This is a genomic window from Rheinheimera maricola (genome assembly GCF_016918075.2).
GTDB lineage: Bacteria > Pseudomonadota > Gammaproteobacteria > Enterobacterales > Alteromonadaceae > Alishewanella > Alishewanella maricola_A.
In genome coordinates this window covers 138,703-164,141 of record NZ_JAERPS020000007.1, presented here as the reverse complement: position 1 = coordinate 164,141, position 25,439 = coordinate 138,703, and the positions used below count along the sequence as shown (strand labels likewise).

Here is a 25,439-nt window from a genome sequence, read left to right as displayed (position 1 = left end):
TACTATTCCCCTGCGGCAATTTTGTTGGTGTTCTGACGGGCGTGCTTATGTGCGTCTATGGTTTGCGCACGCTGGATCATATTCAGCACATGCACATAGGCCAGCACCGAGCTGCGCACTATGTCGGTTGCCAAACCGGCACCATGAAAGCGGCGGCCTTCATGTTCGGCAATAATGTCGACCTGCCCCAGCGCATCTTCGCCGCTGCCTTTGGCTTGTAAGTTAAAATCGACCATTTTAATTTGCAGTTTACTGATGCGGGCAATAGCACTAAACGCTGCTTCTACCGGGCCATTGCCGGTGGCGGCTTCGGTAAATACCTTGTCGCCGCAGCGCAAACCGACAGTGGCGCTGGCGACATGGCCGGTATGGGTCGATGAACTTAAAAACTCCAGCGCGTAATAGTCGTTTTGCTCCTGCATGTTTTCAAAAAACACCAGCGCTTCTAAGTCGTAATCAAATACCCGGCCTTTTTGGTCTGCCAGTGCAACAAAACTTTTATACACGGCTTCTAAATCATAATCGCCGCCGGTGTAGCCTAATTCGGCTAAGCGGTGCTGGATAACATGCCGGCCCGAGCGCGAGGTTAAATTCAGCTCATTCTGGCGAATACCCACCTGCTCCGGCGCCATAATTTCATAAGTGTTTTGCGCTTTTAACACGCCATCCTGATGAATGCCGGAGCTGTGGGCAAAGGCGTTTTCGCCGACAATGGCTTTGTTCGGCTGAATGGGCATATTACAAATTTGACTGACTAAGTGAGAGCTGCGGTAAATCTCAGTGGTTTTAATATCGGTATACAACGGCGCTAACACGTCTTTGCGGGTGTTGATAATCATCGCCACCTCTTCCAGCGAGCAGTTACCGGCGCGCTCACCAATGCCGTTTACCGTGCATTCAATTTGCCGCGCGCCGGCCTGAATAGCGCTGATGCTGTTAGCTACTGCCAAGCCTAAATCGTTATGGCAATGCACGCTTAAGCGCGCTTTGTCGATATTCGGCACCTTGTTGCGTAAAGTGCTGATAATGGCCGCAAACTCGTTCGGGATGGTGTAACCGACAGTATCGGGAATATTAATGGTGGTGGCACCGGCGGCAATAGCGCGCTCGACTATCCAACATAAGTCGTCAATCGGGGTGCGGCCGGCATCTTCACAGGAGAACTCAATATCGTCGGTATAGCGGCTGGCTAATTTAATCGCCGCAACGGCCTGCTCGCTGGCCTGTGCCAACGTTTTACGCAATTTGTACTGCAAATGCAGCGGCGAGGTGGCAATAAAGGTATGAATACGCCGCCGTTCTGCGTCTTTTAATGCTTCGCCACAAGCTTCGATATCGGCGCTAACGGCTCGGGCCAGGCCGCAAATGATCGGACCTTTAACTTCGCGGGCTATGCGCTGCACCGAGTCAAAGTCGCCCGGGCTGGATACCGGAAAGCCCACCTCCATTACGTCAACATTTAACCGCGCTATAGCATGCGCCAGCTGAATTTTTTGCTTTTGGCTTAAGCTGGCACGCAGCGCCTGCTCGCCGTCGCGTAAGGTAGTGTCAAAGATCCAAATTTTATTATCGCCGCTCATCTTGTGTGTCCTGTTCCGTTAGTCGGTATCGGTGGCAACTTGTGGCGGGGCTTAAATGCAAAAAACCCCGGCCAGTGGCACGGGGTTTTAGCGTTATCGGTTCGTTACGTTTTTACCAATAAGCAGCACCCCGCGCGCCGGTGAGGAGCACGAGGAGGCTAATTGTAGAAACGCTACGGTTAAAATTCATTGATTGCTCTATTGATTACATTGGTTAGCAAAACGCCAATAGTAATAGCATGGTTATTTTTTAACTGCAACAGTATAGATGGCTAAATGAAAAAATAATCAAAAATGCGCTTTGACCAACAGGTTGATATTCGACTCATACGTGCGAAATTGCGGGCTATCAGCAATGCCATATTTGTTGCGCCAATACACATATTCCACACCAACATACAGTCTGTTTTTTAAGTTAAACACCGGGTGCAGCGCCCACTTTAACTGCGATGTCATGTTCATACTGGCACTTTGATCCGCCGTAGCACTACTCCAGTCTAAAAAGCCGTCATAAAGAAATTGCTGCTTGCCCAGCGTAAACGGCACGGCCCAGGTGGTAGTTAGCTGCCAGTTATCGGCTACACCATCGTTATTGCGCCGGTAAAAGTTCAGGTTAAGGTAGTTAAAGCCCGGCACAGTTAAATCGGTAGCCACACCATATAAAAAGTGCGTACTCAGTGACGACATTTCTACGGTACTGGTAAATAGTACGTCTTTGATCAGGCCAAACTGCATGGGTTTATCGCGCAATTTGCCTAAGCTTAGCCTGGGCGACCATTCGGCATAATTGCTGCGGCTGCCGTTATCGCCACGCAGATGGTCGAGAAAGAAGAAACTGTCGCCCCAACTGGTGCCCGCCACATGCTCAAAGGTTAGCACTTGTTGTTCGGGGCCATCTACCCGATAGTTACTGCCGTTTAAATAGCTGACGCTAAAATCCTGCCATAACACCTCAGCCTGAGCCGGCAGCGCTGTTAAGGCAAACATTACTGCTAAAGTTAGTGTTTTCATGTATTACACCTTAAATTGGGTTACCAGAGTGCGCAGCTGCTCGGCGCGTTGCTGTAATAAGCTAATCGCCTTTAACTGCTGTTCGGCATTGTGGTGAATACTGGCGGCACTGTCGGAGATTAAATGCGCTGACTCATTTATATGCTCTACCACTGTACCTTGCTCTTCAGTGGCCGCTGCAACCTGATGGTTACCGGCACTAATGGCTTCAAACTTTTGTTTAATGCTTAATAGTGCCGCTGCCGACTGCTCGGTATGCTCTACAACCTTTTTACTACTGGCCGTGCCCTGTTGAATTGCGGCAGTAGACTGCTGCGCCGTGTGTTGCAATTGGGTAATTTGCTCGCGAATTTCCAACGTCGACTCCTGCGTACGTTTGGCCAGACTGCGCACTTCATCGGCAACCACAGCAAAACCCCGGCCTTGCTCACCGGCACGAGCCGCTTCAATGGCGGCATTTAGCGCCAGCAAATTAGTTTGTTCTGAAATGGCGTTTATCACTTCAACTACCGAATTGATAGCACCGGCCTGCGCAGCAAAATCGGCAATGGTTTTTTCAATGTCCCCCATTACCGTATTTAACTGCCGCATGGTACGGGAGGTCAGCTCCATGTTGTCGTTAGTGCTGTGGGTGTCCTGCACCGCCGCTTCAGTGTCGCTGGCGGTATGGTGGGCAATGCCAGATACCTCAGAGATCGTCTGGCCCATTTGGGTAATAGCGGTGGCAACCTGATCTGTCTGCGCCCGTTGTAGCTCGGTGGAATTAAAGGTGTCATTCGCCAGTTGGGCCAGCTGTTCAATACCGGCTTTCATTGCGGTTTCTGTGTGCTGTATTTCAGCCACCAGCTCACGGATTTTGCCAATAATGGCATTAAAGCCTTTCGCCAGATGGCCCAGCTCGTTGTCATGGCTATCGTCCAGCCGCTTGGTTAAATCACCACCATCCCCCGACATTTGCAGCAGGTTCTCCCCCACCTGGCGGATAGAATTACTCAGTGAATTGGCAAACACCACGGTAAGGGCAATAAATACCAGCGCCAGCACAATACTGGCGATAACAGAAAACGAAATCACGCTGTTAATGTCACTGCTAATCTCTGCCGAGGGCAATACCGCCACCAGCTTTAAACCAGTATCGCGGATATCCTGTACGCCAACATACACCTGTTCATCATATAACTTGGCCTGCTGCAGGCTAAAGCCGGTGCTATGCTGCGAAATTTGTTGGGCCACAGCCTGATACTGCGCCTGTTGTTGAATATTCTGCCGCGCCAGCGACAAATCGCGATGCACCACTATCATGCCATTGGCATCAACCAGAAACAGAAAACCGTTCTGGCCCAGCTTGTAGCCCGATACCAAACTGGAAATGGCCGACACGTCATAACCCAGCCCGGCCACACCAACCCGCTTACCATCCAGCTTCACTGCGGCATTAACAAACAAGGTGAGCTTGCCCGTGCGCTCGTCGGCATCAATGGCTAACTCACGTGCAGTGTTGCTGTTTAAAAAACTGAAAAACCAGCTGTCGCGAGGCTCGCTGGCTGAAATAGCTTTAAACACACCCGCTTCGGTGTAGTAGGTTTTACTTAAGTCCGACACCCAAAACAGTGTCGACGCCCCCGCCCCCTGTTGCTGCTGTTTAAAATACTGCAGCACCTGCGCATGGTTAGCTGCATTGGCCTCGCCTTCACGCATCCAGTTGTACAACAGGCTATTCGCCGCCAGGTTTTCTGACAAAGTTATAGGATGCATTAACTCCGACCGCACCTGTTCAGCAATTTTACCTACGCTATTTGGCAGGTATTCTTGTTCGGTCTGCTTGTAGTACAGGTTGGAAAACTGATTAATATTAATCAGCGTAGACACCAGCGTCAGCAACGCCAACGCCAGGCCAACAAAGGCAATAAATATGGTGCGCAGCTTAAATTTTTGCATATTGTCTCCGTTATATGCAGGCAGCAATATCAAAGTGACTACGGTATAGCGACGTTAAATGGCAACGACTTAAGCCTTGCCAATAAAACTAAGCATAGCAGCCAAAATCAAATAAAGTTCTGAAATATAAGTAACAGAAACAGTGTATTAATGGTTAATACTGATACCCGAAGCAGAAAATAACTTGCATATCCCGGCAGCGTTCATTATTATGCGCGCCGTTCTGCCAGCACTTTTCAGTGCACGCAACTCTGCCCGGGTGGTGAAATCGGTAGACACAAGGGATTTAAAATCCCTCGCTCGAAAGGGCGTGCCGGTTCAAGTCCGGCCCCGGGCACCATAACTCCATGTTTTATAAATTTTTTTTCGCTTAACCTCGATGTGTTTTCGATAGTCATACAAAGCTGATGTGTAGCTTATGTGTAGCCAATATTGCCTTTGCTAATTACTTAATTGCTGCCAAATGCTGTTTACCTCGCCTAAACGGGCTCAGAAACATTTTCAGCATCAGGTAATGTTCTACTTACAGATTAGTCCTGAACCCGTTCCATAGGCTGCACAGTGACTGTGGCATAGCCAAGTTCTATACAGTTATAGTGAAATGCAGTCCAAAATCGGACTTTTACTGAATATGAGGTTAGCGGCCAAGTCTAATCAGGACTTATGTAGTGGTTGAATAATCACTCTATGCAAGCCCCGGTCGCTATCCGGTCCAATCGCCTCTGTAACGTCAAGTTTTTACACAGTTTCACCAGCACGCATTACCAGTGTTATTTGATTGCCTGCAACGAAAGGCTGGCGCAGTAGCATGATATTAAACGCATAACGCTCTGGTCCCGCTCCGGTCGGAAGAGCGAGTTAAAGAAGAACGCTAAGTTTAATGCTGAAGTGTTATTACCCCCTCAGACTGCTGTGAGCGAGTTGCAGTCGTTCAGAAAAGATTCTCTTGAAAAAAACAAAGGGCGCTTCGCTTTAATTGCTGACATTTAACAAACCCATGAGTGTTGAACAGCATGAACTAAAAACACAGCGTAATCCATGTTAAGCAATAACACTCTTCAAAGTCTGGATGCGGGTTTAGTTTGGCAAAATTGATGGGGCCTAACGTTCGCATTTCAGCGAGTGTCGGCATTACCCAGCTGACCACCCCTGAGATCCAAAAGCCACAAATACAGGGATAAATACGTCAGTTATTTTTACAGTTCAATGATGCTATAAATGTAATATCTCGCCTGGACATAGGCTTACATTTTGGCATAGAGCTTGCTAATTTCGCCGGATATTGTTCAAAGTGGCAAATACGGCCCCAATTAAGTAGGTTCAATAATGAAAAAACTCCTTGCCGCAGCATTACTTTTGACTGCTTGTCTATCAACGTCTGCTCATGCCGGTTTAATCTCTGGCCTTGAAACCACAGCGGGTGGTAAAGCTGTCAATTTACAGGGGTTGGAGTGGATGCCACTTACCTACACAGTGGGTTTGTCACGTAATCAAGTTGAAGCGGTTGGCGGTTTCACCGACAATTTCGGTGGCGTTTGGAACGCAGGCGATTGGCGTTATGCTAAACGTAGCGAAACCGAAGCCTTACTTGGTTCGTTATGGGGGGAGACATACGACGGGTGGTCCCACGATAATTATGATGGCGCCAGTACATTCCAGACGCTGTTCGGAGCACCATACCAAAGCGCCGAAAGGGTCTGGTCGATATTCATGTTTGGAGAACAGCGGGAATGTATAAGTGATATACAGTATACGTGCGGCGGCATTATAGGGACTCAGCAAGGTCTCGCGTATGAGCGATCATCTTATAATGTGCGTAGCCAAATTAATGAAGTATCCTATAGACCTGAGCAAGAAACGATCGGATATTTTGAAGACGGACGCGGGCTAAGAACGCACGGCAACAACAGTTTGTACTATCAAGGAAGCTGGTATGGCAGCCAATATACCGGGTCGTTGCTCGTGCGGACCACCACCAACCCTACCACCCCCGTTAGTGCCCCAGCGACACTTAGCTTATTCGCTTTAGGCTTATGCGGTTTGCTGTTGCGTCGTCGTAAAACCGCCGCATAAAGGCATGACACAGCATGCTGGGCTCTAACCCTGCATACACCCACTGCAGCCAACGATGTTGGTAGGAGGCAAGCAAGGCTGGTTGATTGGACTGGCCTTTCTTTTGCTCATAAAGCTGCGCTAGCCCATTTTTACGACCCCGGTGTATACCAGCCCGGCTTGTTTGATGAACCCATAGTGCAAAAAGAAACTGACCAAAAACTGATGCAACTGATGGATACCCTTAACGCCAAACAGGGTAAAACGCTGTGGTTTGCCAGCCAGGGTACTAAGCAAGAGTGGAGTATGAAGCGGGAGTTGCTATCGCCAGCTTACACCACATCCTGGCGGCAACTGCCTATCGTTAGGTGAACATCGTTATAATTATGATTTATACACCATGGCTTTAGTCACTGCTTACTTAACTTGCAAAAAAATCAACTAATTCTTGTGTGTGTAATATCTCATTTCTCTATATATCCGTTTCCTGTTGGAGATCGCGTAATGACTTTTCCGGGATTACTCTTTGCCCATGTAATCGCCTTTTCAAATGTTTGAAAATGAAGTTTATTTGATAAACTGTTATGATGACTGTTCAATCCAATTTCAACCGTATCTGATTCACTGAACACCATAATTTTTGCGTAACGTAAATACGTGCCTGGCACTCCATTTTTCACACTACGACCAATTTCGCTCCATTCTTTGACCGTCTTATATCCAGTTTCCAGGAGGTAATTTTCTTCTTCCTTTGAATAGCGTTCTTCTTCATTGTGATGATTTATATAATCTATCAGTTTATCGGTAGCATGCTCATCATTTGTCCAACCCATGCTATCGCACAAACCCTCCCAATCGCTCATAGTATGCTCCCCTTCATCTTTCAAATTTACGAACCACGCAAGTATAGTTCCATGTTATTCTGATGTTCTAGTTCGCTGATTAATTCCAAACTAAGCAATTTAGCGGATATTGCTACAGAAGTCCTTTCAAGTTGTTTGGCTATATCATTTACAGCTATCTGCTGTTGGTGAAGTTTTATTAAAATTGCTATATCACGGTCATACCAGCTAATTCCAGCATTTTTGGGCTGACCAAGACGTTCATTATCTTCACGTTTTCGAGCATCCTGAACGTGACGATATGAGTTTTTATCCGATTTCACAGACCCTTTTATAATAAAACCATCACCATCCGGATTTCTGACTATGACACTTCCTGGGTTAGCTAAAGCAAAGTTTTTAGCTTCTGCTAATGAAGAAAAAACCATTGGATGTCCCTTATCTAAACCGTATTCTTTCATTAAAAAACCGTTTGTAATTTAGTTAATTTTGATTTCTAAGCTTAAGATATTATATTAAGCAAAAGCAAAATGGCGCGCCCTTAGTTGCCAGATCTTTATACAGAAAATTATCTATCTGTTGCTGAGACAGTTTGTTATCAAGTGCTAAAGCGTTTGCCGCTATCCAGGATGCTTTAAATTCGTTATCACGCGACTTATAGCAATGGGCGCAATGGGAAAATGCCACAGCATCATCTAAAAGGAACAACTCTGAATAGCTGTTAGAGCTACAAATCTCCCACTTGATATCCAGTGCACCTGGTTTTATGGTTGTACTGGGATACTATTTCCTTGTTGTCGTTATGCAAAATGCTACTAATGCCAAGAAAATTACCTTTTGCTTTTACTGCGATCAGACACTCGTAAGGGTCAACCCGGTTCTGCGATGGTATTGATATTCCCTTTCTTTATAGTTGCGACTGTTCAAACAAAGCGACAGTACTCTTTTGCCAGCTTTATGTTGTTTAAATCTTTTGTAACAGTTTCCACTTCATCGTCACTTCGTTTATTTGCGAGAGTTCGCATCAGAATATCTTGGTTTGACGTATCGATTAATGGGGATTCCGTATCCATTTCTACCGAAAGATAGCAATATTGCCAGGTTGGTTTATCCAAATTTAGGGGCTCATATACGCGGCCTGTTACCACTTTCTTACCAGTGTCAGTAGTAACCGTTTCAAAAACGGTAAATTGCGTCTTAATCATCGCATCTAACGTATTTGTGTTTTCAGAAACACGCTCAACTGCTTGTCGCACATCGATCGAACTATCTAGTTCACGATACAATTTTGGTTCAGGCTTTGCAGTCAAAATCCAGAAGGCGAAACTTACTGAAATGATAATTAGTGCAGCAACACCCGCCCATCTCAACACAATTAATGACTTATTAAGTTCTGTTTGAGAACGTAAGCTTTCTGAAAGCTGATGTTGTCGTGCTATTTCTGCATCAATTGCTCTATTAATCGGGCCAAAGTTTTCAGTTTGGTAACCTATGCTTTTATTGCCCATTAGTTGTCGCACCTTTGAACCTGAAGAACTTATCGTGGCCTTCAGTGATTTCAATTAGCGATTTATCATTGGTATAGAAGGGCACATGCACAATTTCTCTTTTTACCACTTCTACGGGCACTTCAACTTTAACGACGCGATCCACAGGGACCTCTTTAACCACGTCTCGAGGGACTTCATGAATTATTGGCTCTTTGTAACGGCGTCTCTTTGATACAAAGTATCGACGTAACGACATTAGTAAAAGTGATAAGCTATTCCGGTGTGCTCTCTTATCCCCAGCATTTTTCGGATCATTAATTGCGCATGAAGCTAGAGCTAAAATGATGCCTGTGAATGCAATAAGAGCTGCGAGACTGCCAAACCAAATCATTGCAATAACTGCAACTTGGCTTCTATCTAAATCAGCCGCAGACTCTTTATCAAAGAACCACTGTGCCATTCGATAAATCTGATTATCTCCAACCTTTTGGTTGATGACATCTCGAACTGCAATGCGTTTGATTTTTTTATCTTCTAACTGCGCTGTAATGGCGGCTATTCTTGCGTTGTTGTCGCTCAAAAGAGATAAATCTTCGTTTCTACGAGCTTCATTTTCTTTTTGCTGCTGTATAAAAGTTTCATTTAAGCTATTTAGCTCACGCTGAAGTGCATTAAGTTGCCCAGAAACATCACTTTGCCGCTGCCCGAGACTCCGCTGCAGCTCACCAGTTAAGGTGCGGATTTCGCCATCAATATCAGCAAGCCGCTGATTAAAGTCATTCCTTATTTTCGCAACATTGTTTTGATAGTTGTTTGTCATAGCCTGTTCTTTATTGACAATTGTCAGGCTGTTAAGCTGCTGTCGAATTTCCGAAATCAAATTTTCTTTTTCAGATATGCGGCGCTCACCGTCTTCTTTAACTTTTCCTCTAGTTAAGAAATTTGCATCGTCAATCTCTTTGTTTACTTGCTGTTTTAATTCTCGAAGTGAACTTGTTTCATCGTTAAGCTGGCGATTAAGGTTTTCACGTTGAACTCGAAGATCTCCGCTAATAGAGCTAAGAGAAGTTTCCAACTCTTTAGACATCCTGGCTATTTCAGAAGCTAACTCACTACGAAGCTGTTCTGCTTCCTTACGCTTATCTGCAATACTTTGTTCGAGGCTTTTGGTAACCTCAGATTGCACAGATCCTCTAATGTCAGCAATTCGTTGGTTGATAAGGCGTGATGCCTCATCACGTTCAGCTGAAATTTGCTTTAAACGATTACTGTAATCAGTTTCGATTTGCTCAGCGGTTAATGACTCTAGGCGCGTGCGTTGTTCTTCTAGTGGCAGCATTGATTCTTCTAGACTTATTAATTCTTTCTTATTTTTGTCAATTCCATACATCATCCCGCTGAAGTTACGTTCAAAGCCATTAAGTGCGGATTCAAAAGTTATGAAAGCAATAAAACAAAGACTGATACCGAATATCAGCTTCCAACGCCATAAAGTTGAATGATAGAAAGCCTGGACAAAGGGGATTTTGGTCAGTTCCACTATTGCGACCATGATAAAAGGCAAAACTGCTATCGTAATATTAGAGATTCCAGCAAATCCTACACTGCCTTTATTTGACATGGACTCACTAAAAGACGTGATACCTTGCATCAAAGCGATAGCAAGTCCAATTAAGACAGCAAAAATCTCTATCGCCCAAGCGAAAATATAGAGCTGTTTACTAATTTTTTGCCGCTGAGGAGTTACCGTGTAGTTATCTGCGCTGACTTCCATGTGTAAATTCCTGAATGTAAAGTACAACTAATTTATTCCATAATATGCATTTTCAGGAACATATCTAGCTCTTTTTTTACCAGTTCAACATAAAAGCAAGCAACAAATACACTACGGTCAATGCGTTACATTTGTTGTTGGTCAGCACACAACCATCCTTAGCTGGTTGGAGAAAAACGACCGAGCGCTATGCCTTAGCCGTAAACTTACCGCATCCAAACATATATTAATTTCCTGAATTAATTAATGATGGAGAACGCATGTTAAAACGGTTCCGATTTACCAATACCGTCATAGCGGCACTGCCTGCCAACCCCGCCAGCTCACGCTCAACCAAGTCTGAATACTCTGATACGGAAATATCTGGCCTGAAGTTACTGTCGGGTAAAAGTGGCTCTAAACGGTTCTTACTGCGTTACATACTGCATGGTCGTAAGTGCAGTATTGCCATGAAGCCCAAACATCTAGTCTGGTAAACCGAAATGCGTATGATATATACTATTTGCAATCTGATAACACACGCTCAAAGGATCTATAGTGGCCATACTGTTGACTTGGCAAAGCTTTAAAAACGCAAATACGCCCTATAAACAGACAGAAAAACTGACTCAAGAGAGCTCTATTGGCAGAGCTCCAGACAATTCTTTCGTGCTACACGACCCAAGTAAGTTTGTCTCTCGATATCACGCTAGCGTGTATGAGATTGGGGGCAATTGGTTTATTAGAGATACCTCTTCAACGGGCACTATAATTAACGAAACAATCACATTAAAAAAAGGCCAAACGTTTTTATTGTCTAAAGGTGACTTAATAAGCATTGGTGAAAGCGTATTATTGGTAGATGATATTACCGAATTACAAAATCTGGATGTTTCCCTAAAGCCCGACTTTATCGCACCTCCATCTTTATCTCGCAACGCTACAAACGAACGGCAAGACCCCATAGTTGGAATATTTGAATCAGTTAGCAAACCGAATATTCAACCTGAAACACAGGCTATAATTGAGCCTATAGTTGACAATAGCATCCAAATTAACGCCTCCCCACCTGAATCATTAAACTTTAACATTGAAGATTTTTTTGACGACGAACCTGATACGCCTACAACCCCGGAGCCGCAGCAACGGAGCCAGGTTGTTGCTCCACAATCGCAGCAAGCAATGCATTATCAACCATTTGAGTCTCCATACCCGAACAGATCTCAAGACAACGACTTAGTTAACGATTTATCTCAGGATACTATAGCGATGCGAGCGTTTCTAAAAGAGTTAAATATGGAGCCATCTCAGTTATTAGGCCAAAACAAAGTGGAGGTTCTCAGAGTTGCAGGTGTTCTACTCAAGACACTAACCGAAGGCATGATGGGAGTACTAAACGCTCGGTCTTTAATGAAAGAAAAGCTTGGTCTAGATCAAACAAAAATTCGTCAGGAAAAAAACAACGCATTCAAATTTTCAGGAACGCCAGAAGATGCATTGGCCAAAATGCTCACTCAAGAAAGCGGATATATAGATCCTGTTAATGCAGCTAAAGAAGCAGTGAATGATGCGAAAGCCCATCAGTTAGCTATGATTAGCGGCCTGAATGCTGCAATACAACAGACTATTGAGTCTTTCGATCCCAAGTCACTAGAGGAAGAATTTAGTGTTGGGTTCGCTCTGAGCAAAAAAGCGAAATATTGGGATATCTACTGCCAAGTTTATGAAAAAATAGCAGAAAATGCACAATCAGACTCAAGCAATATTTTTATCAAACACTTCAGGGAGCATTATGAAGAACAAATTTCTAAGCTTAATAAGTAACTAAGGCTGAATATCAAGTATTTGCATGATTCGGTTGGTCAAGCTCACTTCGATTTCCTTATCAAATTCACTCTCCCAGCGCTTAACGTATTGCCGAAGAAGCGCAGCAAACTCTTCTCGTTCTTTGAACGATGTCTGATGCCATAGTGATGTAATCAAGGTGATGTTTTTCTCAGTCAATTGGTTCGTGCTTATAGCTTGTTGCCATAATTCAGTAAGAGAAGTTATCTGGGATGCTGCATTTTGCTCTGCACTTCCTTGCAATTTTAGAGCAGAAATGACTTCTGCAACCGCTGGTGCATATTGAGTTAGCTTTTGGAACAACATATCTCTATAAATGAAGCCTAAAAAGCACAATGATAAAACCAAAACCGCAATGCAGCGGAAAGTAGATTGCTTTGACCGAATGTTCGCTTTCGGTTGCGCATCCAACACTACTTTAAACTCTTGGCCTTGCTGCGTTATCTCCAGCTCGGCTTTAAAAGGAACATTGGTAATAGAATTCAGCTCAGCATACTGACCGTCTAGAATTGACTCAATAAGAAATTTCCTTCTATTTCTGTAATCCTGTTGAGTAATTTCTCGCTTAAAATATTGTGTTGATAGTTTGTGCAATGCATTCATATTAATTCTTAAGCTCCCTCACTAATCTGAATCCCGTCAGGTTATCAATATACTGAGTTAAGAATCTGCTGAAATTAACATTGCATTGTGAGATATCATCCAAATAGTAACCTCCCAAAGCAACATGACCATTTCGTACCGTCGCTATCTCTTGAGCATTTCCTAGATAATTACTCAGCCCCCAACCATTTGATGTAGTTAAACGCTCAAAATTTACTGGCTGGATTTTTCTATCATCACCGTCAATTCTACAATTAATAACAGTAGGCTGTTCACCATTCGCTTGAGCTGCATAACGCCACTCTGCAACAGTTGGCAACCGATACAGGTTCCCCGTAGTGCGTGTTAGCCAGTTAGTAAACCGGCCAATATCTGCAATTGATAAACCGGTAGCAGGCTCTAATTCATCTCCACGTATTGCAGTACAGCTTTTGGTTTCTGTGCAAAATATATTAAATTCCCCAATTCGAATTTCATATTTGGTCATAGCAAGCGACTTACCGTTGAAACTTGGTAAGACAATCAAGTAAGGCCCGCTAGATACCGATGTTAATACATCCCTACAAGTAAACACATTGCCTTTTCCCGCCATATCTGGCCGGCAAGGCACTGACTTTGCGATGTCTTGTTGCACAACAGCATTCGTTGTATTGCGCGAAACTGTAGAGCGGTTAGTGCTTGAAGTACTAGTTAGCTTAGTCTCAATATCAATGGACATGATAATACTGTCATTAGGAAACATTTTGATTGCCGACTGCTTCAATTTATGTGCAAGGGTGGGATTCCTAGTCCGTGCGTTGAGGATTGCACTAACGGCCCTATATCGAGGTTTAGTTGCTATAAATGTTGCATTTTCAGGATCATGCTGCAAAGCTTTCTCTAGCCAATTTTCTGCGCTATCAATATCGAGCTTGCTGTAAGACTCTGATGATTTCTTAAAGTATGCCTTACCGTATGCATTTTCGATGACTCGGGTCACATCATTAGATATCCCTCCGAGATTAACTAAATCTTGCTTTATCTTATCTGCACCAGAGAAGTTTGCTACTTGCAAAAATGCTAGTGCACTTTGTGTCAATGATTCTATTTGACTTTCTTTCTCTTGTTGTTGTAATTGTCGTTTTTGCGCCAGCTCAAGTTTCTCTATTTTAGAAAATAGTGGAGCAGCTTCTGACCTCGACAAGCCAAATTCGACTGCCTCTTTAATCAATTTGTTTGCTTGCTCAAAACGCAGTTCTGTTGCATATACATTCGCTAACTCTATTAGCTTAAGGCGAGCTTTTTGGGTAATGTCATTTACTTTAGTCTGATCGCTCTGAACACCTGAGTACTCTCTTATTTGAGCTTTAACCTTATCAAAGTCTCGAAGTGAACCGGCTACTGAAATACTATCGATAATATTTTTTTCCTGATGCGCTAGCAGCCGTTGCTTCTCTTCAACCTGTTGACGAGATATACGCAGATCAATATCTGCAATTGCATTGTTGATGTCAGCCGAATTGCCTAAATAGCTATTTGCCTCTTTTGCAAAGGATAAAGCTTCATTCAAATCATTTATAGCCAACCGTTCTAACTGAGCTAGTATCTTGTCGACAAACTGCTTCGGAGCGGTTTCTAAAATTGGATGGCCTGGGCTTTTTTCAGTCAACCTATCAAGGCTGTTTCGTATTGATGATAATTCAGCGACTGAAAAATCATCCTGTTGAAATTTATCTGTAATATCACTCACATACTTTTCTATTTCTCGCTGCCTAGCGTCTAACGCAAGTCTCTCTTCCTGCTCTTTCGTTTGCTGAGCATAAACCAATTGCGCTTGTTTAATACTGCCCTGTTCGTCTGCTAACTGTTGTTTAATAGCTGCCGAAGTATCAAGCTCACTGGCATTTGCTAGGAATTGCTGTGCGTTTGTCCATTGGTTTAGAGTTTTGCCTTGCCTTGCAGCCAAAAGCCAAGAAGTAGCTACAGCATCATTTAAGTCCCGGATTACTGTATAATCCAACTGCGTAACATCAAGACTCCTGAGCAGAAGAGCAGCCTTTTCAGGCTGCTCGTTCCGAGCGAAATCCTGAATATCTTGCATCATTTTAGTTAGACCAGTAGCATAGCTGGAGCGCTGCTTTTCAATTTCCATCTGAATTGCGCTTAACTTACTGTCACTCACAAGGTGGTTTAACTTCTCCGTTAGTGCTGTTGCCGTTTGCCAGTCTTTGGTTGTAATCAACTGATTGACTCGGCTATTTAGTAGTTCAAACAGTTGGTCTTGAAGTAATATTACGTCTGGATTATCAGGAGCCAGAGTTACCAATTGCTTCAAATTATCTTGATAACTTATAAAGTTCTCCAAAGAGGAGTCTTTACTCATTACAGTGTTTTTTAGTAACTCATGTACTCTTTGTTGGTTTAATTTAAGAAGTTTTAATTCATCGATTCGAGCATTCTGAGCAAGCATTTGTGGTCTAAAAGTATCAAACGCATCACGGGATTCAACAACCAAAATTAGAGACTTTGCAATGTCTTCAGCCAAGATGAAGTTACCGCTATCAATAGCATAACTAATAGCTTCTTGTAATTTAAAAAGCGGTTGAGTGTTCTCAAGACGCTTATTTACATCATCTACTTTAGCAAGTGATGTAAGGATAGGAAATATCTTGCCATGGTTTTTGATAACACTCTCACGATCAGCAAGGATACTATCAAGCTCTTCATATATCTCAATTACTCTCGCATTGCGCTGTGCAGCAACCTGGCTTTCAAGTGTGTTTATCTCAATTGAATCGGAATAAATTTCAGCAGCCAACTTCAAGGTCTTCAAAGCATGGTTAAATTCTTCACGCTCGGCTTGCTCAATTGCAACGTCCCTTAAGTAGTCACGTAGTATTATTTTTAACTTACTATCCTCAAACACTCTGGCTTGCTTAGCCTTATCTTGCTTTAGCAGATTGGAAACTTCAGCATGAACGTCATTTAACTGACGACTCTCAATTAGTGCGATTAGATTGTTTATATCCTTATTACTGTAATAATTAACCGCATAAATTAATACCGAAGTTATAACCCCAAAACCCACAAACGCAGAGATCAATTTACGGGTTGTCACCAAAGGATACATATTGAAAAAAGCGTTCTTAAACTCTGTGACGCTTTTCATCCTGTTGTTTCTATCAAAAACCAAACATTTCTCAACAGCTGATTGCTGCCGCTTTGACAATCCTTTTATCCGCCCTGGTTGCATACCATTTTGCTTGGCAATATTTCCGGGAATTTTCTTACCTTTTAGAACAAACGGATGGCTACCTGTAAAAACCTCATACACAATACAACCCAAAGCATAAATATCATCGCGTACATCAGCTTCGTTCTCTTCATCTAACATCTCTGGGCTGGCGTAAGCTGGAGTCAATGCGCCTATAACACCAGCATCAAACGTATCCATTTGCTGCGTGCTATTTGTTGCAATACCTGCGGCTCGTGCAATACCAAAATCGAATATCTTTATCTCATTATTAGTCGTTAAAAAGACATTATTTGGTTTAAGATCAGAATGAACGACCCCCCTCCGATGGGCATAGTGCAAGGCATCACATAGCTCAGAAACGTACTTAATTGCAAAGGAATAGTCAAAGCCGGTTTTATGTTCTCGTAATACCTCATTCAAAGGGCGCCCTATCATAAATTCCATCGTCATGAACACGTGGAAATTATCCCTATCAAAATCATAAACGTTAACAATGTGAGGATGAGCTAATCCCTGCGTCTTACGTGCCTCACGCTGGAGTGCTCTTAACGAATCGGGATGCTCTCTAAACTCCTTATTTAGCACTTTAATAGCCACATAAGATTCTATATCCCCTGCATCCAACCGCCTAAGATCTTCAGCTTTATAAACGTCGCCCATCCCTCCATGGCCAATAAATTGTATTAGCTTAAACCTTTCTTTGATTACTGAACCAACTTGAAGCTGGATTTCTTTTGCATCTTCTACAAAAGGTTGGCTCCAAGAGTTTGACGTGGAATTCGTTGGAGATGTAGTTGACGCGGATATATTGGGAACTGATTGAGCATCTTCACTTTCGTCGCCCGAAGGCGTTATTGTCTGAATTATGGTCCTGTCATCATCTAACAAGGCATCAATTACCGTTCTGTCGTCATCATAATCCGTTTTTATATCTTCTTTCTGAATTTGTGCACGCGTAAACTGTGCCAAATGAGTAAATATTTGGACATCAATTAAGCTATTATCGAGATAATCTTTGAGCAAAGTGAACACTGCCTTTGACAACTCGGCGTCTTCAGAAATACATCTACTGATATCAGCTTCGACATTAGCCAGTTCACCTTTCTTACTTATGTAATTCGCAAGAGACGCTTCCAAATTTTTTAGCTGCATTGCGGCCTCTACTGTCTTGTAATTTCATTCAGTGAAACGGGCTCAATCAACACAAATGAAACGTTATCTCTTGCACCGGCGTTGAGAACGTTGTCAAGAATATCCTCTGCAGATTGTTTTAAACTTCGACTATTCTTTAATATCGATTCAAGTTTCATGTCATCAATTTCTTTTTCTATACCGTCACTGCAGATAATAAAAATATCGCCTTCTTTAATTGGCATCATGTAACAGTCGACAAATAAGTTCTGATGTGAACCAACCGCACGTGTGATTACATTTTTTTCTGGATGATTTCTAGCCTGTTCTAAAGAGATTTTATTTTCATCGAGCAAGTCCTGAACCAGTGTATGGTCTCTAGTTAGTTGTGATAAATGCATATTTCTAAAAACATAACCCCGACTATCACCCGCCCAATAAAGCAGAATATGCGCCTTGTTTAAAACCGCGCCGACTATAGTAGAGCCTATAACCGTATTACGCGACTTTGCTAGCTGATATAAATTTTCATTTACTCCAAGTAACGTGTCTTCAATCTGATCAATAAAACTTGCTAAATCTGCAGATTGCCTCAATGAGCTAAGATTGTTGATAATCATCTGGCTGGCTAAATCACCTGCATGGTGCCCGCCCATCCCATCGGCAACAGCCCAATGCGCTTGCTCTTTATTCTCCATGCAGCTGTCTTCGTTTATCTTCCGAACTTTTCCAGTGTTACTTACACTTATCGAACGCCAACCGAAAGCGCTGTCTATAAGCGCATTAGAGTTGAATCCCTTCATGCTGGACACCCTGTTAGGAAGTGAGTAAACAATTTACTTTCTGGAAAGCCACGCTGAAAGAAGAGCTGAGATGTTATGTCATCGTTCCCCCTACTAAACCAGATACTATGTCCATTAAAGCTTTCGGCAAAATTGAAATTATTAATTTTTTCTGCTTTTAAAGCATAGTTAGTATTAATAGAGAGAATTGCTGGTACGGATTCATTTTGTAAAGGGTGAGATAATTCTTCAACTTTAATTTTTAGTGCAAGGACATCACCCTCAAGCTCTGCAATTTTTTCTAATAAATATTTTTCTAATGCTGTAGATGGCTGAGGTTTCGGCAACTCCGTAATGCCATCGCAATTTAATAAAATTTCAATACCTTTCACGTTGCCAACATTGTAAATACTAAGGGCTTCTATCGCATCAAGAGTGTTTTTTTCGTCAATAGAGGGGTTTAATGTATCAAACAACAAATTTTCCGCATCGCAATACCAATCCTTATATTTTGTCAGTTCAGAGATCTTTACGATTTCATGTTGCAGGGGCTGCAATATAGTCATTGGGAAATGCCTGCCAACCCTATCGACACTTGATACCCAGATACCAATAAACGGACTGTCACCTAAAATACCGGCCTGCAAATAAAAATACCAAACAGGTGCTACAGAGTAGCGCTCAAGCCATTTACTACCAAGCTCATCAATCGAGTTTTCTAGCCCACCGCTAAAAAAATCATGCAAGGTATTAATAGTTGCATGTGACAACCCCTTTGAAATAAAGTCACCTTTTTTAGTTATCTTTCCATAATAACCAGCCATTTCTATAGCTCCTCTGGCAAAGTAAAATTTTGCAAAAGCTTGATACCAATAGGATTAGACTCGCTGCTTGCTCTGAGCTCATAGTTTATAGATTGCTCATTAACTGCAAAAACAGCACTGAAATTAGAACTTCCAGGGTTTGCTTTTATCACTTGTGCGTCTAAAATTCTAAAAAGCGACCAAGGCCCCATTTCAGAAACTGAGCTGGAGGAGCCGTCGTGATGAATAAACTCCAATTTTGTAATTTCATTTGTCAGAGCGGAAGGCCAACTTAAGCTAGCATATCTTCGAGGTCCATGCGCATATTCAATTTTCTGCGTTCCCAACGTCATTACAAATTTTGCTGCATTTGTATTTAACGATTCTGGTAAAAGTGAAAACTTCAGGCTTGGCATAGTCGCGTTATTGGCAAAAAAACTCTCTGTTATTTTACGTCCACGCTGAAGTTTTTGCAGAGCTGTCGCGTTAAATGCTAATTCTACTCCACCATAAGATTTAGCCCGCCAAAACCCTGAGGTATCAATGAATGGCGTAACATATTTTGTTATAAAGCTATTTAATACACCTTGTGGCGCAAAAAAATGAGCAAAATCAGCCAACTCAACTTCAGCGGAAGCATTCCGGTCAAATGGATATCGGCCTAACATAGACATTTGATATACATTCAGAACTTGCCTTCGCCACGCCTGTTGAATCTCAGTATGCGCTTTGAACAAGATAAGTTGCCAGCCTAGGTTGGAAAGTTGATTGAGGATGGCTGTAACTTCTGGGGGATTGCCAATATTGTTAAGCGCTAATCGGCCAAAGTCGGAATGGCTTCCGTTGTTAATCCGATTTAATGCTGCATCAAATGCAGGTGTTTCTGAAAAAGAATCTGACAAGATTTTATTCAAAAAATCAATATATTGAGCAATGTTTGCATTTAATTGTACTAGACGGGCATCACCGGTTTCATTAGAGACTAAACGATGAAAAGCAGCAAATTGATCCGTCACCAATTTACCTGACAGATCCATTAGTCCTGATTTCTGTGCCACTCTTGCAGCACGGTTTGTTTGACTGATTACACGTTGAGCTTGTGTGCTTACGACACTGCCGACTTCCGCTGCGCTTTGAACAGCATGTGTAACCCCAGCGATTTCTGCTAAGTTTGTTTGCTCAGATACGTTCCGAATTAACAAATCTAATGGGCTACTAGTATCTGCAAAAGCCCTTAGCATAAATACACCCTGCGACAAATCACCGGCAGTCTTCAACGACAAACCGCGAAGAAAGCTCATCCAAGTGTTAATGTATTCCCGATAATACAAATTATATACTTTACCGTGTAATTCTGACTTGGAGGGTAAGTTATCAAGCTTATTTTGTGGCCCCATAATCCACGTGTTTGCAAGATATTCGTCGGAAATCACAGAAGCTTTTACCATGAAACTTTTTATAAACCCCTGCTTCGTATACATACCTGGCACTGTCAGATTATCAAGAGGTTGACCGTCACGGCTTGTGAACGCGAGTATTCCATTTGCTCCAACAATTTCGGAGAACAGCATGTCATACTGGTGTGATGCCAAAAGTGAGTCTCGAATACTTGCATATACCTGTTCTTCCAAGGGTAATTGCTTCAATCCGTTTCGAGCTTGTGCGACAAGTGATTCATCTGGGGTTATATATGTAAAACTGTGAGTTAATAAGTAGTCTAAATGTGCGCTTAGCGCCTCGACAACTTCAGGTTTACCAGGATAAGTTGTCTGCCAATCTGCCAGCGACAAGGCTTTAAGCCAGTCAGATTCAAAGGGGGCATCTGCAACAGTATGTTGGCCTGAATACATCAGATAAGCTTTGAGAAAGCTATAGAGATCTGCTTTATTTCCGTCACGCAAAATTGTGAGCATTATCGCCTCAATTCTGTGCGCTATCATAGGCAGCAAACGGGTCTCTAATGCTGACAGGTAGGCAGCGTTAACATGGCTGTCGAAACTATTTTTCTGACTCAAACCAAAATTATCAGTAAATGTTTTTTGTTCAAAAATGTTGCGAGCATTACGCGCTTCATTTAACTCAGTCAATATACTCTCAAAATCAGAATAGTGTTCGTTACTAGCAGAAATTAGAGCTTGTCGGCTGTCGACTGATTCTTCTAAGCTTTGAATATGTGCAACATTGTCGAGATAACTTAGATACCAAATGCTCGAAACCAAAAAAAACACACAGACAGCCGCAGAAACGCTGGCCATTTGCAGGCGCTTAAGCCAGCGTTGACGTTTTCTATCCATGCCAGCAATGTTTGACTCTGAAAATATGACTTTAGACAGCAGGTCATTGATAAAAAAACTTTTCCCACGCCCACTGAAATTGACATCATCGTCAAGTGAAATTCCCATATCCAGGGCAATTGATCCTAACAAGCTGTCAAATGGGCTTCCTTGCTGAGTTCCCGATGTAAAATAAACCCCCCGCAACAGGGCTGAATCTTGAAAACTATTCTCGCCAAAAATATTTATTAAAAAATTATGGATAGATCCTTTCATTGATTCCATTTGAGCTGGGAAGGTCAGCATATCAGCTTTTTTGGTTGGGTCATTTTGCTGATGTAAATGCATCAGCAAAATAGATTGCAATCTGTTAAGCAATTTATCAAAGTGCAAATCATAGTCGCTTATGTCGACAGCTGATTGTCCGTCCTTATTAAGTTCGAATGTCTCCCCCCACACCTGGTTACGTTGTTTTGATGACAAATTATTAAAAAAAGGTACAAAGCCACTAATCAGATCGCATTTAGTAAACATAAAATAGACTGGAAATTTAACGCCTAGTTGCTCTGATAACTCATCAATTCGCCGGCGTATTGTCTTTGCATAAAATGACAATTCATCTTCAGAAAGGACTAGCATGTCTGACAAGCTCATGGTGACAATAGCGCCATTTATTGGACGTTGTGAACGATGCTTTTTAAGCATTCGCATAAAGCTCTGCCATGCAACTTTGTCAATCTCAGCGTCGCTATCTTGCGTTGTAAAACGGCCTGCAGTATCAATTAGCACAGCTTCATTTGTGAACCACCAGTCACAATGCCGCGTGCCGCCAATACCTTTCACAGCCTCTGACCCCAATTTATCTTTTAACGGAAACTCTAACCCCGAATTGACCAAAGCAGTAGTTTTGCCTGACCCTGGAGGACCAATGATAATATACCAAGGTAAAGAATTTAAAAGCAGCGCTCCTTTTTTTGAACCTGCTGTTTTTAAAGTAGAAATTGCATTATTAAATCGCTCCTGTATAGCATTTACTTCGTCTTGCTTGGCGTTTAACAACGTTAAATTTTCTGCAAATTGAGCATCATTTTTTCGAGCGAAGTAATTTTTAGCTGCTTGATAACTAACCCAACCAACTATAAGTACAAAAATAGTCAATAAACGACTGGAGATTGTTTCAAGGATATATGAATCTGATATAGCAATTGCTGGACCAACAAACCAAACTAATGTTGATATTACAAATATTCCAAGTGCCTGGAAGAAATATTTGCTCATGATTATTTTTTTAGTTTTTGCAAAGTTCATTCAACAGTCCTTTGTCTAGCTTTTAACAAGTATTTCAACTCGTCGATTTAATGCTCGGTTAGCTGCGCTAGTGTTTGGAACTAGGTTCACGGTATCGGCTAACCCCCGGGCAAACACCTGACTATCCGGTCTTAAATTCTGTTCAATGATTCTCTTTACGCTGATTGCTCTAGCCTCTGACAGCGCCCAATTATCTGCATACTTAATTGTTCGTATAGGGATATCATCGGAATGACCTGTAACATTAATTGCAACTCTGAATTTAGATAGTGCCAGCCCAATCTTGTCGACCAACTCAATATATTGTCCTGACAACGAGTCGCTTCCTGACCGAAACAAATTCGCATTAGTAAGTCTGACCGAGACGACAGAGTTTTGCTGCTCTACAACAACCAAGTTTTGTTCAATTTCATTGGCAAGAGTTGAAGTAAGGATCGGGTATAACGAACTAATGTTATTTCGCAAATCGTCTTGCTTAGGCGCTGCGTTGAGTAGTCCAAAAGATTTATGCTGTGGCAGGCTAATTTGGCTAACGCTCCTTAAATTAACTAACTTACGCTTTATTGGGTCAGCCTGACTGCTGAGCATTAAACTGAAAATGAAGTACGTAACAACAAGCATCGCTAAGGTGACTGACCATATCACCCACTGAGGCAAGACTTTAAGCAGTGAGTTTTTTTGTTCAACGTTACTTTGCCAGTTATCTGACAATGGCATAGCGTCAAAGTTATTGTAATTTTCAATCAATAAATAGGTATTATTCTTTATAGTTTGGTGGGCTCGCATTCCATCGTTCATATGTCGGTATTTACCTTCAAACCCCAGCTCCAACATTGCGTAGTAAAATTCAATAACATGGATGTAGGCCGCAGGATTAAGACTCATACTTGCAAGTATCTCAAAAACCCTTTCACCTCCCCAAGCCTCTTTATGAAAAATCACTAGCAAACTCTCATTAGCCCAACTACTTTTAGCTCCCCAAGGCGTGTTTAAAACCATTTCATCTATCAAACAGCACAGTCCATAACTTACTTTGTCCGCGGACGTAAAGCTGCTGTTCATGCCAAAATTAATGCTTCTACAATAATCTATTTGCTCTTTTATACGATTTTTAAGATCATCCAAATCCATATTAAAAGACGACGCTTTTACTTTCGAAGCCAATAAAATAATGGGCGACAAAATTGAAAAAAGTACATTTCTATCAGCTTGAAAGCTACCTTCGCTCGTTGTTATTCCTGCATTTTTGGTTAAGCCATCCTTATTCTGCCGGCTCTGCTCTCTGGCTAAGCTAGCAAGGTTCACTCTACTTCGAACTTTACGCTCTTCATAACCAATTTGCGTGACATCATTTTCAACTTTATTACCCCGGCCCCTGCTTCCTCCAGGCCGAATCATAGTTCTATCATTCATATGCAGCGCCTCAGAGTATTCATAAATCTCCCTATTTACGATTTATTGCCCATAATTCCATTGTCAGCCCCGGATGATTACCACTTACATGAAGCGCTAGTCCCTTTGATTGTTGGAGCTCAGGCCATAATGAACTCATCTTATCCAACTCAAAATAGCAATAACCTGATCTGTATGGAATCTCTGAAGGAACATGGGACAACAAACGAATAGGAATTCCTGGTAATGCACTTTGAACAAGAGTGAATATTTTTTCACCAGGTCCAATTTTTATTTGTGCAGGCAACTCAGTTCGGAGCGTTTCTTCTGGGATATTTGCGGCGACTGCTAAAATTAAGACCCCGTTTTCAAGTAAGGCCTTATGAGATAATCTAGCTGCACGAATATTATTTTTAGGCTTTGATAACTCTATTTGACTCGCTATTTGTTCAAGTACGACGTTAAATGAACTGTCAATATCATTTATAAGGGCCTCAAAACACGACGTTAAATTATCATGATTATACAATGGAAAGCTGGCAGGTCTTCGGTTGCTTTTCATAAATGTGGATAGCTCACCAGCGACAGATAACATACTGAAGTACAAGTCACTGGGATGCATAATTGGGTTTGCAATATATTGATTTACCAAAGGTTCTAAACGATTTATTAACTGAAGCAACAAAAAATCAGAATATTCGGTTACGCCGGTTGTACGACCTGAATTTGTCGCTTGTGTGGAAAGCGCATCTCCGCGCGCACTTAACATGCCGCGAAGCTCTGTTAGAAAACGCATTAATCTGGGCGATACAAGTGCATTTACCAAGTTTGGGATAAACTCTTCACACAAAATAATCCGACCACTACTCACTTCTTTTACCCGGGCGATTGCAAGCTTCAACATTCCATCCGGAATGCCAGCTTTATCCGAACTAATCATTATACGATAGTCGATATCGCCGACTATGATTGTGGAAACAGTATGATTAGAGCTCGCAACGTCTTTAACGTTTAATTCTCTTGGTTTGAGACGCGTGATGACATTTACATCACTCGAATCAAAATTAACGTCATTCACATTGATTTGTCGCTGAGGCAATACCAGATAGATTAAAACATTTGTTAAACCATCCTCTAACTTGATCGACTTTGGCAAATTGTTGTTTTGCGGTGCGTTAAAACTAGTCCCGTCTTGAAAACTGCCTGCGCACTGCAATAGTGAAAAACTACCAAAAGCTAAATCGGATGTAGAGATTTGAATTTGACTAAATCCCCAATAGTGGGGTTGTATCTGGCGAGTATTATGCAACAACTCGGCAGCATTATGTCGCTCTTGCTGCTGAAAGTGTTGCGGCAGTACTAAAATCCCTTGTTTCCATATGACTTGGTTGTCCATGCTAA

General features: G+C 42.3%; 18 protein-coding genes and 1 tRNA gene. 5 read left to right on the top strand and 14 right to left on the bottom strand.

Translation table 11 applies throughout. The features are described from left to right. Positions 1 to 2 precede the first annotated feature (2 nt). From leuA to I4W93_RS17795, 3 genes are all read right to left on the bottom strand, one after another. Positions 3 to 1,580, bottom strand: a complete 1,578-nt coding sequence (gene leuA, locus I4W93_RS17805; protein ID WP_205312114.1) for a 2-isopropylmalate synthase — start codon at positions 1,578 to 1,580, stop codon at positions 3 to 5. Between the two features lie 288 nt (positions 1,581 to 1,868). Continuing rightward, entirely contained in the window at positions 1,869 to 2,591 is a 723-nt protein-coding gene (locus I4W93_RS17800; protein WP_205312115.1) for an outer membrane protein OmpK, read from the bottom strand. Positions 2,592 to 2,594: 3 nt separating this feature from the next. Continuing rightward, positions 2,595 to 4,529, bottom strand: a complete 1,935-nt coding sequence (locus I4W93_RS17795) for a methyl-accepting chemotaxis protein (RefSeq protein ID WP_205312116.1) — start codon at positions 4,527 to 4,529, stop codon at positions 2,595 to 2,597. Between the two features lie 253 nt (positions 4,530 to 4,782). Between I4W93_RS17795 and I4W93_RS17790 the strand changes: the two genes are divergently transcribed. The 3 genes from I4W93_RS17790 to I4W93_RS17780 all read left to right on the top strand — a co-directional run bounded on the left by I4W93_RS17790 (position 4,783) and on the right by I4W93_RS17780 (position 6,953). Beyond that, positions 4,783 to 4,869: transfer RNA gene (locus tag I4W93_RS17790), tRNA-Leu, on the top strand. A gap of 986 nt (positions 4,870 to 5,855) precedes the next feature. Beyond that, complete coding sequence (locus tag I4W93_RS17785) at positions 5,856 to 6,602, top strand: PEP-CTERM sorting domain-containing protein (RefSeq protein ID WP_205312117.1); 747 nt, start codon at positions 5,856 to 5,858, stop codon at positions 6,600 to 6,602. 177 nt (positions 6,603 to 6,779) lie between these two features. Next, positions 6,780 to 6,953, top strand: coding sequence for a DUF4113 domain-containing protein (locus tag I4W93_RS17780; protein WP_224673536.1), 174 nt, complete (start codon positions 6,780 to 6,782; stop codon positions 6,951 to 6,953). A gap of 92 nt (positions 6,954 to 7,045) precedes the next feature. Here I4W93_RS17780 and I4W93_RS17775 read toward each other — a convergent pair whose 3' ends face one another. The 4 genes from I4W93_RS17775 to I4W93_RS17760 all read right to left on the bottom strand — a co-directional run bounded on the left by I4W93_RS17775 (position 7,046) and on the right by I4W93_RS17760 (position 10,687). Beyond that, complete coding sequence (locus I4W93_RS17775) at positions 7,046 to 7,444, bottom strand: hypothetical protein (RefSeq protein WP_205312118.1); 399 nt, start codon at positions 7,442 to 7,444, stop codon at positions 7,046 to 7,048. 26 nt (positions 7,445 to 7,470) lie between these two features. Beyond that, the gene (locus I4W93_RS17770; protein ID WP_205312119.1) at positions 7,471 to 7,884 is read right to left on the bottom strand and encodes a hypothetical protein; all 414 of its coding nucleotides are present in this window, start codon (positions 7,882 to 7,884) and stop codon (positions 7,471 to 7,473) included. A gap of 462 nt (positions 7,885 to 8,346) precedes the next feature. Further along, a complete protein-coding gene (locus I4W93_RS17765; RefSeq protein WP_205312120.1) occupies positions 8,347 to 8,931 on the bottom strand; it encodes a hypothetical protein in 585 nt (194 codons plus the stop codon). Next, a complete protein-coding gene (locus I4W93_RS17760) occupies positions 8,921 to 10,687 on the bottom strand; it encodes a coiled-coil domain-containing protein (protein ID WP_205312121.1) in 1,767 nt (588 codons plus the stop codon). The genes I4W93_RS17765 and I4W93_RS17760 overlap by 11 nt, the downstream gene beginning before the upstream one ends. 260 nt (positions 10,688 to 10,947) lie before the next feature. Here I4W93_RS17760 and I4W93_RS17755 point away from each other — a divergent pair, with 260 nt between their 5' ends. Both I4W93_RS17755 and tagH read left to right on the top strand, forming a co-directional pair. Next, positions 10,948 to 11,163 (top strand): DUF4102 domain-containing protein, encoded by a 216-nt coding sequence (locus tag I4W93_RS17755; RefSeq protein WP_205312122.1) that lies wholly within the window; start codon positions 10,948 to 10,950, stop codon positions 11,161 to 11,163. A gap of 61 nt (positions 11,164 to 11,224) precedes the next feature. Next, positions 11,225 to 12,490 carry a type VI secretion system-associated FHA domain protein TagH gene (gene tagH, locus I4W93_RS17750; RefSeq protein WP_205312123.1) on the top strand — a complete coding sequence of 422 codons (1,266 nt, stop codon included), beginning with the start codon at positions 11,225 to 11,227 and terminating at the stop codon, positions 12,488 to 12,490. On the opposite strand, the gene I4W93_RS17745 is transcribed toward tagH, so the two are convergent. The 7 genes from I4W93_RS17745 to tssK are packed head-to-tail and all read right to left on the bottom strand — an operon-like array spanning position 12,491 to position 25,434. Beyond that, positions 12,491 to 13,114 (bottom strand): hypothetical protein, encoded by a 624-nt coding sequence (locus tag I4W93_RS17745; RefSeq protein WP_205312124.1) that lies wholly within the window; start codon positions 13,112 to 13,114, stop codon positions 12,491 to 12,493. A gap of 1 nt (position 13,115) precedes the next feature. Then, on the bottom strand, positions 13,116 to 17,501 hold the full coding sequence (locus I4W93_RS17740) for a protein kinase domain-containing protein (RefSeq protein WP_205312125.1): 4,386 nt from the start codon (positions 17,499 to 17,501) through the stop codon (positions 13,116 to 13,118). An 8-nt stretch (positions 17,502 to 17,509) separates the two neighbouring features. Next, entirely contained in the window at positions 17,510 to 18,283 is a 774-nt protein-coding gene (locus tag I4W93_RS17735) for a PP2C family protein-serine/threonine phosphatase (protein ID WP_205312126.1), read from the bottom strand. Next, entirely contained in the window at positions 18,280 to 19,086 is an 807-nt protein-coding gene (gene tagF / locus I4W93_RS17730) for a type VI secretion system-associated protein TagF (protein ID WP_205312127.1), read from the bottom strand. Before tagF ends, I4W93_RS17735 begins: the two co-directional genes overlap by 4 nt. A gap of 2 nt (positions 19,087 to 19,088) precedes the next feature. After that, positions 19,089 to 22,646 carry a type VI secretion system membrane subunit TssM gene (gene tssM / locus I4W93_RS17725; protein WP_205312128.1) on the bottom strand — a complete coding sequence of 1,186 codons (3,558 nt, stop codon included), beginning with the start codon at positions 22,644 to 22,646 and terminating at the stop codon, positions 19,089 to 19,091. Positions 22,647 to 22,661: 15 nt separating this feature from the next. Continuing rightward, entirely contained in the window at positions 22,662 to 24,059 is a 1,398-nt protein-coding gene (gene icmH, locus I4W93_RS17720) for a type IVB secretion system protein IcmH/DotU (protein WP_205312129.1), read from the bottom strand. Between the two features lie 31 nt (positions 24,060 to 24,090). Beyond that, positions 24,091 to 25,434 carry a type VI secretion system baseplate subunit TssK gene (gene tssK / locus I4W93_RS17715; protein ID WP_205312130.1) on the bottom strand — a complete coding sequence of 448 codons (1,344 nt, stop codon included), beginning with the start codon at positions 25,432 to 25,434 and terminating at the stop codon, positions 24,091 to 24,093. Between the last annotated feature and the right edge of the window lie 5 nt (positions 25,435 to 25,439).

Excerpts from the sequence above, each read along its gene's own strand:
- leuA (WP_205312114.1), bottom strand. The coding sequence starts at position 1,580 with ATGAGCGGCGATAATAAAATTTGGATCTTTGACACTACCTTACGCGAC.
- I4W93_RS17800 (WP_205312115.1), bottom strand. The coding sequence starts at position 2,591 with ATGAAAACACTAACTTTAGCAGTAATGTTTGCCTTAACAGCGCTGCCG.
- I4W93_RS17795 (WP_205312116.1), bottom strand. The coding sequence starts at position 4,529 with ATGCAAAAATTTAAGCTGCGCACCATATTTATTGCCTTTGTTGGCCTG.
- I4W93_RS17785 (WP_205312117.1), top strand. The coding sequence starts at position 5,856 with ATGAAAAAACTCCTTGCCGCAGCATTACTTTTGACTGCTTGTCTATCA.
- I4W93_RS17775 (WP_205312118.1), bottom strand. The coding sequence starts at position 7,444 with ATGAGCGATTGGGAGGGTTTGTGCGATAGCATGGGTTGGACAAATGAT.
- I4W93_RS17770 (WP_205312119.1), bottom strand. The coding sequence starts at position 7,884 with ATGAAAGAATACGGTTTAGATAAGGGACATCCAATGGTTTTTTCTTCA.
- I4W93_RS17765 (WP_205312120.1), bottom strand. The coding sequence starts at position 8,931 with ATGGGCAATAAAAGCATAGGTTACCAAACTGAAAACTTTGGCCCGATT.
- I4W93_RS17760 (WP_205312121.1), bottom strand. The coding sequence starts at position 10,687 with ATGGAAGTCAGCGCAGATAACTACACGGTAACTCCTCAGCGGCAAAAA.
- I4W93_RS17755 (WP_205312122.1), top strand. The coding sequence starts at position 10,948 with ATGTTAAAACGGTTCCGATTTACCAATACCGTCATAGCGGCACTGCCT.
- I4W93_RS17745 (WP_205312124.1), bottom strand. The coding sequence starts at position 13,114 with ATGAATGCATTGCACAAACTATCAACACAATATTTTAAGCGAGAAATT.
- I4W93_RS17740 (WP_205312125.1), bottom strand. The coding sequence starts at position 17,501 with ATGCAGCTAAAAAATTTGGAAGCGTCTCTTGCGAATTACATAAGTAAG.
- I4W93_RS17735 (WP_205312126.1), bottom strand. The coding sequence starts at position 18,283 with ATGAAGGGATTCAACTCTAATGCGCTTATAGACAGCGCTTTCGGTTGG.
- tagF (WP_205312127.1), bottom strand. The coding sequence starts at position 19,086 with ATGGCTGGTTATTATGGAAAGATAACTAAAAAAGGTGACTTTATTTCA.
- tssM (WP_205312128.1), bottom strand. The coding sequence starts at position 22,646 with ATGAACTTTGCAAAAACTAAAAAAATAATCATGAGCAAATATTTCTTC.
- icmH (WP_205312129.1), bottom strand. The coding sequence starts at position 24,059 with ATGAATGATAGAACTATGATTCGGCCTGGAGGAAGCAGGGGCCGGGGT.
- tssK (WP_205312130.1), bottom strand. The coding sequence starts at position 25,434 with ATGGACAACCAAGTCATATGGAAACAAGGGATTTTAGTACTGCCGCAA.